This window comes from Pseudomonas sp. TE3895, from assembly GCF_056278855.1.
In genome coordinates this window covers 278485-290034 of record NZ_JBWBQE010000001.1, presented here as the reverse complement: position 1 = coordinate 290034, position 11550 = coordinate 278485, and the positions used below count along the sequence as shown (strand labels likewise).

General features: G+C 58.2%; 10 protein-coding genes and 2 tRNA genes. 8 read left to right on the top strand and 4 right to left on the bottom strand.

The annotated features are described in order from the left end of the window. Positions 1–37: 37 nt before the first annotated feature. Positions 38–124 (bottom strand) — tRNA-Leu (locus ACZ889_RS01315). Positions 125–212: 88 nt separating this feature from the next. After that, positions 213–299 (bottom strand) — tRNA-Leu (locus tag ACZ889_RS01310). A 272-nt stretch (positions 300–571) separates the two neighbouring features. Between ACZ889_RS01310 and rnr the strand changes: the two genes are divergently transcribed. The 7 genes from rnr to dnaB all read left to right on the top strand — a co-directional run bounded on the left by rnr (position 572) and on the right by dnaB (position 7737). Continuing rightward, the gene (gene rnr / locus ACZ889_RS01305) at positions 572–3145 is read left to right on the top strand and encodes a ribonuclease R (RefSeq protein ID WP_003249552.1); all 2574 of its coding nucleotides are present in this window, start codon (positions 572–574) and stop codon (positions 3143–3145) included. Further along, positions 3142–3888, top strand: a complete 747-nt coding sequence (gene rlmB / locus ACZ889_RS01300) for a 23S rRNA (guanosine(2251)-2'-O)-methyltransferase RlmB (RefSeq protein ID WP_003249554.1) — start codon at positions 3142–3144, stop codon at positions 3886–3888. The genes rnr and rlmB overlap by 4 nt, the downstream gene beginning before the upstream one ends. A 289-nt stretch (positions 3889–4177) precedes the next feature. Beyond that, positions 4178–4603 carry a 30S ribosomal protein S6 gene (gene rpsF, locus ACZ889_RS01295; protein WP_003249557.1) on the top strand — a complete coding sequence of 142 codons (426 nt, stop codon included), beginning with the start codon at positions 4178–4180 and terminating at the stop codon, positions 4601–4603. 28 nt (positions 4604–4631) lie between these two features. After that, positions 4632–4862, top strand: a complete 231-nt coding sequence (rpsR, locus tag ACZ889_RS01290) for a 30S ribosomal protein S18 (RefSeq protein ID WP_003249563.1) — start codon at positions 4632–4634, stop codon at positions 4860–4862. Positions 4863–4895: 33 nt separating this feature from the next. Beyond that, the gene (locus ACZ889_RS01285; protein WP_003249565.1) at positions 4896–5759 is read left to right on the top strand and encodes a hypothetical protein; all 864 of its coding nucleotides are present in this window, start codon (positions 4896–4898) and stop codon (positions 5757–5759) included. Between the two features lie 20 nt (positions 5760–5779). Then, positions 5780–6226: a 50S ribosomal protein L9 gene (gene rplI / locus ACZ889_RS01280; RefSeq protein ID WP_003249568.1), complete on the top strand. Its 447-nt coding sequence runs from the start codon at positions 5780–5782 to the stop codon at positions 6224–6226. 113 nt (positions 6227–6339) lie between these two features. Further along, positions 6340–7737, top strand: coding sequence for a replicative DNA helicase (dnaB, locus tag ACZ889_RS01275; RefSeq protein WP_003249571.1), 1398 nt, complete (start codon positions 6340–6342; stop codon positions 7735–7737). 24 nt (positions 7738–7761) lie between these two features. On the opposite strand, the gene ACZ889_RS01270 is transcribed toward dnaB, so the two are convergent. Both ACZ889_RS01270 and ACZ889_RS01265 read right to left on the bottom strand, forming a co-directional pair. Continuing rightward, positions 7762–9417 (bottom strand): ATP-binding cassette domain-containing protein, encoded by a 1656-nt coding sequence (locus tag ACZ889_RS01270; protein WP_180689179.1) that lies wholly within the window; start codon positions 9415–9417, stop codon positions 7762–7764. A 1-nt stretch (position 9418) separates the two neighbouring features. After that, positions 9419–10573 carry a YcaO-like family protein gene (locus tag ACZ889_RS01265; protein ID WP_476257131.1) on the bottom strand — a complete coding sequence of 385 codons (1155 nt, stop codon included), beginning with the start codon at positions 10571–10573 and terminating at the stop codon, positions 9419–9421. 627 nt (positions 10574–11200) lie between these two features. Here ACZ889_RS01265 and ACZ889_RS01260 point away from each other — a divergent pair. Further along, positions 11201–11416: a DUF3077 domain-containing protein gene (locus tag ACZ889_RS01260; protein ID WP_019438726.1), complete on the top strand. Its 216-nt coding sequence runs from the start codon at positions 11201–11203 to the stop codon at positions 11414–11416. Positions 11417–11550 lie beyond the last annotated feature (134 nt).

The following is an 11550-nucleotide window of genomic DNA, read 5'->3' as shown; positions in this document are numbered from 1 at the left end:
AAGAAAAAACCCACTAGCAAGCTAGTGGGTTTTTGTATGGTGCCCAGGAGAAGACTCGAACTTCCACGACCTTGCGGTCACTGATACCTGAAACCAGCGCGTCTACCAATTCCGCCACCTGGGCAAAGCTTTACATCATCTGCAGAAGGCGACTATCGTTCGCTTTCACACAGTAGTAACAGATCCTTGGTCATCTGCTACTTGAAAATACTTGGTGCCCAGGAGAAGACTCGAACTTCCACGACCTTGCGGTCACTGATACCTGAAACCAGCGCGTCTACCAATTCCGCCACCTGGGCACACATTCGAGGTTACTTGATGCTTTACAGCGTCGTTCATCTCTACTACAACTTCGGGGTTGTCCGTCGTTGTGGTGCGCACTATACGGACGCTCCCCAAGGCTGTAAAGCCCCCAATCGAAAAAAAATTCAAAAAATTCAACTTGTTGATTCCACAGGCCTATTTCTGCTGTTTATGCACTGCAGCGGGGGCTGTCCAAGGCAGACATTTCCGGTTTCAATAGGCCTATGCCAGAATTCCTATCTATATACCCCAAGGTGAACCCCTTCTGATGGCCGATTGGCAATCCCTCGATCCCGAGGCCGCTCGCGAAGCGGAAAAATACGACAACCCCATTCCCAGCCGTGAGCTGATCCTGCAGCGTCTCGCCGACCGAGGCGAACCTGCTGCCCGCGAGGAGCTGGCAAAAGAGTTCGGTCTGTATGAAGAAGACCAGATCGAAGCCCTGCGCCGCCGCCTGCGTGCCATGGAGCGCGATGGCCAGCTTATCTATACCCGGCGCGGCACTTATGCCCCGGTAGACAAGCTGGACCTGATCTGTGGTCGCGTCTCCGGCCACCGCGACGGCTTCGGCTTCCTTATTCCCGATGACGGCAGCGAAGACCTGTTCCTCAGCCCGTCCCAGATGCGACTGGTGTTCGACGGCGACCGCGGTTTGGCCCGCGTCTCCGGTGTGGACCGCCGTGGTCGCCGTGAAGGCGTGCTGGTCGAAGTCATCTCCCGTGCCCACGAAAGCGTGGTCGGCCGCTATTTCGAAGAGGGCGGCATCGGCTACGTGACCCCGGACAACCCGAAGATCCAGCAGGAAGTGCTGGTGACCGCCGGGCGCAACGGCGGTGCCAAGATCGGCCAGTTCGTCGAGATCAAGATCACCCACTGGCCAACGCCGCGCTTCCAGCCGCAAGGCGATGTGGTCGAAGTCATCGGCAACTACATGGCACCGGGCATGGAAATCGACGTTGCCCTGCGCAGCTACGACATTCCGCACGTCTGGCCTAATGATGTGGTCAAGGAGGCACGCAAGTTCCGCTCCGAAGTCGAGGAGAAGGACAAAGAGAAGCGTGTCGACCTGCGTCATCTGCCGTTCGTCACCATCGACGGTGAAGACGCCCGCGACTTCGACGATGCCGTTTATTGCGAACCGCTGGGCAAGCTGCGTCTGTTCTCCGGTGGCTGGCGCCTGTACGTGGCCATCGCTGACGTCTCCAGCTACGTGCGTCTGGGCTCTGCCCTGGATGTCGAAGCCCAGCAGCGCGGTAACTCGGTGTACTTCCCCGAGCGCGTGGTGCCGATGCTCCCCGAAGAGCTGTCCAACGGCCTGTGCTCGCTGAACCCCCATGTCGACCGGTTGGCCATGGTCTGTGAAATGACCATGAACAAAGCCGGCCAGATGGTCGACTACCAGTTCTACGAAGGCGTGATCCACTCCCATGCCCGGCTGACCTACAACAAGGTCAGCAGCATGCTCGAGCACTCGCGTACCCGTGAGGGCAAGGCGCTGCGCGAGGAATACAAGGAAGTCGTGCCCGACCTGAAGAACCTGTACAACCTGTACAAGGTGCTGGTGGAGGCGCGTCACACCCGGGGTGCAATCGACTTCGAGACCCAGGAAACCCGCATCATCTTCGGCGACGAGCGCAAGATCGCCGAAATCCGCCCGACCGTGCGCAACGACGCCCACAAGCTGATCGAGGAATGCATGCTGGCGGCCAACGTGGCCACCGCCGAGTTCCTGCAGAAGCACGGCGTACCGGCCCTGTACCGCGTGCACGACGGCCCGCCGCCGGAGCGCCTGGAAAAACTGCGCGCCTTCCTCGGCGAGCTGGGCCTGAGCCTGCACAAGGGCAAGGACCCGTCGCCGAAGGATTACCAGGCCCTGCTGGCGAGCATCGCCGGTCGCCCGGACTTCCACCTGATCCAGACGGTGATGCTGCGCTCGCTGAGCCAGGCCGTGTACAGCACCGAGAACAACGGCCACTTCGGCCTGAATTACGAGGCGTACACCCACTTCACCTCGCCGATCCGTCGTTACCCGGACCTGCTGGTGCATCGCGCCATTCGCAGCATCATCCGCTCCAAGGTCGATACCCCGCACGTCAAGCGTGCAGGCGCCATGAGCATTCCCAAGGCGCGTATCTACCCGTACGACGAAAACACCCTGGAGCAACTCGGCGAGCAGTGCTCGATGACCGAGCGCCGGGCCGACGAAGCCACCCGTGACGTGGTCAACTGGCTCAAGTGCGAGTTCATGAAAGACCGCGTGGGCGAGACCTTCCCGGGTGTGATCACTGCGGTGACCGGTTTCGGCCTGTTCGTCGAACTGACCGATATCTATGTAGAGGGCCTGGTGCACGTCAGTGCGTTGCCGGGTGACTACTACCACTTCGACCCGGTACACCATCGCCTGGCCGGCGAGCGCACCGGTCGCAGCTTCCGCTTGGGCGACACCATCGAAGTCAAGGTCATGCGTGTTGATCTGGATGAGCGCAAGATCGACTTCGAAGTGTCGGAAAAGACCCTCGCCGCACCGATCGGCCGCAAGCAGCGTGGCGCCGCGCCGGTTGCCGAAAAAGCCGAGCAGCAGCCGGCAACCGAAGCGAAAGCCACGCCCAAGCCGCGCAGCCGCAAAAGCGAAGCGTCCGAAGCGTACTTCCCCAAGGATGCTGTGCAGCGTAACGCTGAAGTGCGCAAAAGCCGCGAGATGAAGAAAGCGCTGATGACCGACGCGCGCAGCAGTGCTGGCAGCAAATCGGAGAAAGGTGGCAAGCCGTCCGGCAAACCGACCAAGCACCGTAAAGGCCCGCCGAAGTCCGGCGCACCACGCAAAAACAAGAGCAATTCATGAGTCAGCTGGAAAAAATCTACGGCGTACACGCCGTGCAGGCATTGCTGCAGCACCATCCAAAGCGGGTCAAGCAGATCTGGCTGTCGGAAGGCCGCAGCGAGCCACGCCTCGAAACCTTGCTGGCGCTGGCCGCGGAAAACCGCGTGCCGGTCGGCCAGGCCGAGCGCCGTGAGATGGATGCCTGGGTCGAAGGCGTGCACCAAGGCGTTGTAGCCGAGGTCAGTCCGAGCCAGGTGTGGGGCGAGCTGATGCTCGAAGAGCTGCTTGAGCGCACAGAAACGCCGCCGCTGATCCTGGTGCTGGACGGCGTGACCGACCCGCACAACCTCGGTGCTTGTTTGCGTACCGCGGATGCGGCCGGTGCCACGGCAGTGATCGTGCCCAAGGACAAGTCCGCAACGCTGACGCCGGTTGTGCGAAAGGTGGCTTGTGGGGCGGCCGAAGTCATTCCGCTGGTGGCTGTGACCAACCTGGCGCGTACGCTTGAGAAGTTGCAGCAGCGTGGCCTGTGGGTAGTGGGTACTGCTGGCGAGGCCGAGCAGGAGATCTACCAGCAGGACCTGACCGGGCCACTGGTGATGATCATGGGGGCGGAAGGCAAGGGCATGCGCCGGCTTACCCGTGAGCATTGCGACTTCCTGGTGAAGTTGCCGATGGCGGGTAGCGTCAGCAGCCTTAACGTGTCGGTGGCGACCGGGGTTTGCCTGTTCGAAGCCGTGCGTCAGCGCCAGGCCAAGCGCTGATTCTCAGCCTGTTCCGGCCTATTCGCGGGTGAACCCGCTCCTACAGGGTGATTGCGTTCCCCTGTAGGAGCGGGTTTACCCGCGAAAGGGCCCGCAGCCTGTGAATATGTTTCAGGCTGTTCAAATATTCACCAATCACCTTGCTTGTGCGCCCCGGCTTCTCTACAATTGCGCCCCTTGCCGAGCTGGCAGGCGCTCATGTGCCTCCCCTCCGTGCAAGACATACAGTGTCATTCACTCCTTGTCTGACCAGATTCACTGGCAGACTACTAACCCGTAAGGAGCATTCATGCGTCATTACGAAATCATCTTCCTGGTTCACCCGGACCAGAGCGAACAAGTCGGCGGCATGGTTGAGCGTTACACCAAGCTGATCGAAGAAGATGGTGGCAAAATCCACCGCCTGGAAGACTGGGGCCGTCGTCAACTGGCCTACGCAATCAACAATGTTCACAAGGCTCACTACGTGATGCTGAACGTTGAGTGCACCGGCAAGGCCCTGGCCGAGCTGGAAGACAACTTCCGCTACAACGATGCCGTTATCCGTAACCTGGTCATCCGTCGCGACGAAGCCGTTACCGGCCAGTCCGAGATGCTGAAGGCTGAAGAGAACCGCAGCGAGCGCCGTGAGCGTCGCGAGCGTCCTGAGCATGCTGACTCCGCCGAAGGCGACGACAGCAATGACAGCGACTCCAGCGATAACGCTGACGAGTAATCCACGGACCTTTAGAGGAGCCTATTAAATGGCACGTTTCTTCCGTCGTCGTAAATTCTGCCGCTTCACTGCTGAAGACGTGAAAGAGATCGACTTCAAAGATCTCAACACCCTGAAAGCTTACGTATCCGAAACCGGCAAGATCGTTCCAAGCCGTATCACCGGTACCAAAGCTCGTTATCAGCGTCAGCTGGCTACCGCTATCAAGCGCGCCCGCTTCCTGGCCCTGCTGCCCTACACCGACAGCCACGGCCGCTGAGACCGGGTCGTCGACAAGCAGTAAGGGATTAGCATGCGAGCGTTAGCAAGTTTCATCATGCGCGGTCGTGTGCAGGCCACCCTGGTGGTGGTCATCAGCGCGGTACTGCCGCTGCTGTTCTGGTTGAGTGCCGCTGCCGGCAGCCTTGTGCTGCTGCGGCGTGGGTTCAAGGATGCTACATCGGTCATCGCCGGCGGCTTGCTGGCCGGGCTGGCCGTGTGGGTCATGGGCGATCCCATCACCTTTCTGGTGATTGCGGGTGCCTTGGCCCTGGCCGCCATGTTGCGTGCCGAGCATCCCTGGAGCCGGGTGTTGCTCGCCAGTGCCGTGTTCGCCGTGGCTTTCAGCCTCGTGCTTGATCTGGCGCTGGCGCAAACCTTCGATGTGCTGGCCAAGGCGTTTGCCGAAGCCATGCCGAAAATCGAAGGGCAACCGGTGCTCTCCGGTGAGCTGATCCGCCCTGTGCTGGTCGCTTCCACAGCAGTGACGGTGCAATTGTTCAGTGTGCTGGCGTTGATGCTGGCGCGCTATTGGCAGGCAGCGTTGTACAACCCTGGAGGCTTCGGTCGCGAGTTTCGCGAACTGAAGTTGCCGAAACAGACCATGGCGGTCTTGGTGGCAGTGATGGTGGTGGCGCCGTTTATCGGCCCGCAGTTCATCATCCTGGCATCGGCTTCCAGCCTGGTACTGGTGCTGGCCGGCATCGCCTTGATGCACGGGCTGGTGGCACAGGGCCGACTGGCCGGTTTCTGGCTGGTGGGGATGTACGTGACGCTACCGCTGATCATGCAGCTGATTTATCCGTTGCTGATGGTTTTGGCCATTGTCGACAGCCTGATTGATTTTCGCGGTCGCAAGTCCCCTCCGGGGAAAGACTCCGCGAACGGTGAAGGTTAAAAGTTAAGAGGTTTTACCAAATGGAACTGATCCTGCTGGAAAAAGTCGCTAACCTGGGCAACCTGGGCGACAAAGTAAAAGTTAAGGCTGGTTACGGCCGTAACTTCCTGCTGCCATTCGGCAAGGCCACCGTTGCCAACGCCGCCAACCTGGCTGCGTTCGAAGAGCGTCGTGCCGAGCTGGAAAAAGCAGCCGCTGACAAGAAAGCTTCGGCTGAAAGCCGCGCTGCCCAACTGGCCGAGCTGGAAGTGACCATCACTGCCACCGCTGGCGACGAAGGCAAGCTGTTCGGTTCGATCGGCACCCACGACATCGCTGACGCCCTGACCGCCTCCGGCGTTGAAGTGGCCAAGGCTGAAGTTCGTCTGCCGAACGGCACCATCCGTCAGGTTGGCGAATACGACGTAGCCGTGCACCTGCACAGCGACGTTGAAGCCACCGTACGCGTGGTCGTCGTAGCTGCCTAAGCTGCGCTAACTGGCTGGCTCCTTGCGAGTCAGGCGGTTAACATCGGGCACGGTCCTGTTTTCGACAGGCCGTGCCCTTTGTCTTTTTCATCCTCCAGAATTCTTTCGTGGCCATGAACGAGATCACCACCTCCGAACAGCTTGACCTGCAAACCGCAGCCCTGAAGGTACCGCCGCATTCCATCGAGGCCGAACAGGCCGTGCTCGGTGGCCTGATGCTGGACAACAATGCCTGGGAGCGGGTGCTGGACCAGGTGTCGGACGGCGATTTCTACCGGCATGACCACCGGCTGATCTTCCGCGCTGTGCACAAGTTGGCCGACGCCAACCAGCCATTCGACGTGGTGACCCTGCACGAGCAGTTGGACAAGGAAGGCCTGTCCTCGCAGATCGGCGGTTTGGCTTACCTGGCCGAGCTGGCCAAGAACACCCCTTCGGTGGCCAACATCAAGGCCTACGCCGCGATCATTCGCGAGCGGGCCACGTTGCGCCAGCTGATCAGCATCAGTACCGACATCGCCGACAACGCGTTCAACCCGCAGGGGCGCAACGCTGCCGAGATTCTCGACGATGCCGAACGGCAGATCTTCCAGATCGCCGAGGCGCGGCCTAAAACCGGCGGCCCGGTGGGCGTCAACGAGCTGTTGACCATGGCCATCGACCGCATCGATACGCTGTTCAACTCCGACAGTGACATCACCGGTATCTCCACCGGGTACACCGACCTGGACGAGAAGACCAGCGGCCTGCAGGCGGCAGACTTGATCATCGTCGCCGGCCGTCCGTCGATGGGTAAGACCACCTTCGCCATGAACCTGGTGGAAAACGCCGTACTGCGGACCGACAAGGCGGTGCTGGTGTTCTCCCTCGAGATGCCAGGTGAGTCGCTGATCATGCGTATGCTCTCGTCTCTGGGTCGTATCGACCAGACCAAGGTCCGTTCCGGCCAGCTGGATGACGACGACTGGCCGCGCCTGACCTCGGCAGTGAACCTGCTCAACGACCGAAAATTGTTCATCGACGATACAGCGGGTATCAGCCCCTCGGAAATGCGCGCGCGTACCCGCCGCCTGGCCCGTGAGCATGGCGAGATCGCCATGATCATGGTCGACTACCTGCAGCTGATGCAGATTCCGGGGTCGGCCGGTGACAACCGTACCAACGAAATTTCCGAGATTTCCCGCTCGCTCAAGGCCCTGGCCAAAGAATTCAACTGCCCGGTCATTGCCCTTTCGCAGCTGAACCGCTCGCTGGAACAGCGCCCGAACAAACGCCCGGTGAACTCCGACTTGCGTGAATCCGGTGCAATCGAGCAGGACGCCGACGTGATCATGTTCGTGTACCGCGACGAGGTGTACCACCCCGAGACCGAGCACAAGGGCGTGGCGGAAATCATCATCGGCAAACAGCGTAACGGCCCCATCGGCTTCGTGCGTTTGGCGTTTATCGGCAAGTACACCCGGTTCGAGAACTTGGCGCCGGGGATGTACAACTTTGATGATGATGAATAACCCATTGAGCTAGCAAGGCCGCTCCTACAAGGTTTGTGGTGCGCCTGCTAGCTCTGAAATCTGAGCGATGTTCGTTTGCCCTTGGCTGATGATCCGCCCCTCGCTCAGGGTGATCACCCGGTCAAACCGCGACAGTGCGCTCTGATCATGCGTCACGCAAATCAGCCCTCGCCCTTTAAATGCTTCGAACAACAGGTCCCAGGTACGCTCTGCCGACGCGGCATCGAGCCCGGCTGTGGGTTCGTCAAAGAAATTGAATTCCCCAGGCTGATTAAGAAGGCGTAGCAGCGTCAGCCTGCGTGCTTCGCCGCCCGATATCGATTCTGCGCGTGCATCCAGATCAAGTTCGTACCAGTCTTTGCTCAGGCCCAACCGTTCAAGCCATCGTTCGATTTGAGCGCGATCATGAGCTTGCTCGAACAGCACCGCGCGGGGCAGGGGGCCGGGTATGAAATGCGCATCCTGAGGGCAGAGTCGTAATCGACTGAATTGTTCACTAGCGTCGAGCGACGCCAGGCACCTGCCGTGCAGCTGCACATTCTTGCGCAACGGGAATATCGTTCCCGCCAGCGTATGCAGAAGTGTCGATTTACCACATCCGCTGGGCCCGATCAGTGCGACCCGTTCTCCTTTGTGCAGTACCAAGGGTTCTTCGATGTGAAGTTGTACAGTATCTCGAGCGCTCAACTGGCACGGGGCGATGCTTAGGCCAGCGTCCTTGTCTTGGGACTTCGCCTCAGTAGTGCATGCTGGGCCGAACGAGGGGAGCTGGAGCCAGTGTTCGAGTTTGCGTTTGTCTAGCCGAAACTGGTCTAGCAATCGCCAGGCCTCAGCAAGTTGCGCAACCCCTGCCAGCAATCCGCTCACCAAGGTGAAGAGAGCAACCAGCTCGCCCAGGCTCAATTGCGGTGTTGCCAGAGCCTGATCATGGATACCCCACATGAGCAAACCGCCACTGCCCAGGCCTATGAACAGGGTGCGCAGGCTCTGAATCCAACCCCCACTGTGAGCTACCTGCACTGCTGAGTCGGCATAGTGCGAAAGTGTCTGGTTGACCGGGAGCATTGCGGCATCCTCGGCCTTTTCCAGTTTGACCGTTGCCGCGCTGGCGAAGGTATCGACCCATTGTTCCGCCAGTTCATCCTCGCGCGCGTTCACTGCCTCGATATGTGGCCGGCGCCAGCGCACCAGGCGATCGTTGGCCCACAGGTAGGCCAGGCTCAAAGGGATGAGGCCGATCAATACCGAAGTAGCCCCCAGGTAAGCGAAGAGCGTTATCAGCACTGCAGCTTCGGCTAGCACCGGCCATGCCGAGCCAATCAGAAAGCCTAACCACCGCTCCTGTGCGGTAATGCCCCTATCCAGTACTTTTACCAGTGTTCCGCCATGGAGTTGTCCATAGGCCTCGAAGCGCTTGTCCAGCAATTCGCGGCACCAGCGGATGGAAAGTTGCTTCACGCGTTCCTGGCAAAGCCGCGCCAGGCACCAGGCTTGTAGAGGGGTCATTGAGGCTTGTAATGCGACAAGGCATATGAAGGCTCCTAGCAGAAGCTGGGAAGACGCGGCTGAGGTGGCCAGGTTGTCAATGATGTCGGCCAAGACTAGAGCAGGTACGACGGTCGCGATTTTCAGGAGCAGTGTCGCGCCGAGGGCGGCGAGAATTCCTCTATAGATTTGCATGTCATTGCCTTATGCCTTTGAGTGCACTCTGTGGCGCGACTGGAATACCTGATCTGATCAGGTGGAAGCGTTCAAGTCCGGGTATGAACACCTGAACAACCGTAGCGAGATTCGGGTGCTCATAAAGTGTGCGATAGAATGCGAACTTATTATGTTTCTCCAAGTTGATCAGTGTTCGCTTGACTTGCCCGCGCACGCTGAGATCGGTATGCGGAGGGTGAAAAGCGGGTACAGCATATGTGGGGCATGGGTGTATAAGTGCTGAAAGGCGGGTTGAATGAGTAAGCATTTTTTCAGCAGAGAGATCTTCTTGTTTTTCTGTGGCCCCAGAAAGCTGCTCGCACTGAATCTGTTCCGTTACGGCGCGGTACATTGCAATGGAGGGGTTGATGGAGCTGCCGGAGCCAATGCTGCTGAGTGAGCCTTCTTTTTTACTACGAGAAACAGCAATGCAAAATGGAACTTCGTAGAAGTCGTGCGTCAAGTATATTTCTAGTTTTTTGGCTCGGCGGAGAAGCTCGGTATCATGGGCAAATGTTTCTTCCAGAAAAGAACTCGAAGGTTGGTAAAGTTTGGGTGGGGAAGTCAGGCCACAAAGTGATAGGTAGTACATAGAAAGTGCGTGACGTTCGATAGCTTCATTGATGGCGTGGAGCAGAGCCTCGTTCTCCGTGCAGCCAAGTGCTGTACCAGAGTTAGTCGAATATTTGGAAAGAAAGCCCGCTGCAGTTTTTTCGATTTCATCAATGTTTCTGGAGGAAGGTGCTATCAATATCGCGGGAATGGCTATTTCGTCGTAGCTGTTCAATGCCTGAAGACTGAAATAAGGTATTCGGCAATCCGGGGGAATGGATTTTAGGAGCCAATCGTCAAATGGGGCTATCGATTGCAAAATTTGGTCGCTTTCGATGAGTGGTGGAGTGCTCTTGTCGACGAAGTAATGCTCTAGGCTCTCGGCAAGGGCTCCTAGTTCGCAATGCTCCCCTTTTCCTGCTCCGCAAGAAACTTCTTTGTAGGCGCTGTCGTATAAGTGGCATGTGGCGACCAGGCTATTCTTTTTTGATAGTTCTGTTTTCGATTGAAGCCCTAAGTGATGATGCATTCTTGTCAAGCGGTTGTAGGCCTCTTCTATGTTCAGCTCGCGTTCGGTGATCATGTTCTGCTCCTTGGTAGAGCCAGAAGGGGCTAAGCCCCTTCTGGTTTGTCACTTACAGAAGGTTGAGAAATTCAACCTCGGACTCGGTGAATGTGTAGTTCATCACGCGTGGGATCTGCAGAGTGTGGATTTCAGAACGACGACGTCCCATGGCTAATGCTCCTATAGAGTTGGTTTGAGTGCGCCTTTCAGCGCGTCACTGTTGTAGCACTTGTTTTTTTTGGGGTTCAAGATCTTCTCGGGATTTGTTGAGGAAAGTTAATGTAGGATTTTTTACTAAGACTAGAAGGTTGATTCCTACAATTCTTAATAGATAAAGAAAAAAGCACCAATAATTAGCTGGTTAGCACTTTCTCAGGGTTGGATAGGCTAAACATTCAGTAAAAATCTGAAGGAATTGCGATCGCTCAGCAGGGGGCGCGATCGCCATCGGTCTAAGCAGGCTCAGGTTTTCCTGTGAGTAATCGCCTTGCCCCGATCCACCCCACGATCCCCCTTTTCTTGAAGACAACCCGATGCAGGGGCAGGGGCCTGCTGTAAGGCTTCGTTGATTGCCTGGGCTGGCCCTTTCGCGGGTGAACCCGCTCCTACAGGTTCACCATAGGCTTCAAGAGTTGCACCGTACCTGTGGGAGCGGGTTTACCCCACCCGTTGTTCCGCATCGAGCCCGGGATCCAGTGTAGAGACGCCCGCGAGCAGTCTTCGGAGTTGATGGGCTATGTGCGCGAACTGACCATCACCGGGTTGATGGATGAGAAGCCGATGATGATCTGGGCTGCCCATTACCTGAGTGCGATGGCCAAGGCGCTGATGGATGATGCTGAGCTGTGGATGAGGCAGTGAGGGGTTGGCTTCAGGTTGCATGAAGGCCGCCAGGAGTTCGCCGCAACAGTTTCAGCGCCTATGAGATCGAGCGCCGCCCGCGCGGCGCTTGATCTCACAGGCGCTGCAAGGATTCTGTCGAACACCTGGCAACC

Bases quoted from the DNA above. Each gene is read 5' to 3' on its own strand.
- rlmB (WP_003249554.1), top strand. From the start codon at position 3,142: ATGAGTCAGCTGGAAAAAATCTACGGCGTACACGCCGTGCAGGCATTG.
- ACZ889_RS01265 (WP_476257131.1), bottom strand. From the start codon at position 10,573: ATGATCACCGAACGCGAGCTGAACATAGAAGAGGCCTACAACCGCTTG.
- rplI (WP_003249568.1), top strand. From the start codon at position 5,780: ATGGAACTGATCCTGCTGGAAAAAGTCGCTAACCTGGGCAACCTGGGC.
- ACZ889_RS01285 (WP_003249565.1), top strand. From the start codon at position 4,896: ATGCGAGCGTTAGCAAGTTTCATCATGCGCGGTCGTGTGCAGGCCACC.
- rpsR (WP_003249563.1), top strand. From the start codon at position 4,632: ATGGCACGTTTCTTCCGTCGTCGTAAATTCTGCCGCTTCACTGCTGAA.
- ACZ889_RS01270 (WP_180689179.1), bottom strand. From the start codon at position 9,417: ATGCAAATCTATAGAGGAATTCTCGCCGCCCTCGGCGCGACACTGCTC.
- dnaB (WP_003249571.1), top strand. From the start codon at position 6,340: ATGAACGAGATCACCACCTCCGAACAGCTTGACCTGCAAACCGCAGCC.
- rnr (WP_003249552.1), top strand. From the start codon at position 572: ATGGCCGATTGGCAATCCCTCGATCCCGAGGCCGCTCGCGAAGCGGAA.
- rpsF (WP_003249557.1), top strand. From the start codon at position 4,178: ATGCGTCATTACGAAATCATCTTCCTGGTTCACCCGGACCAGAGCGAA.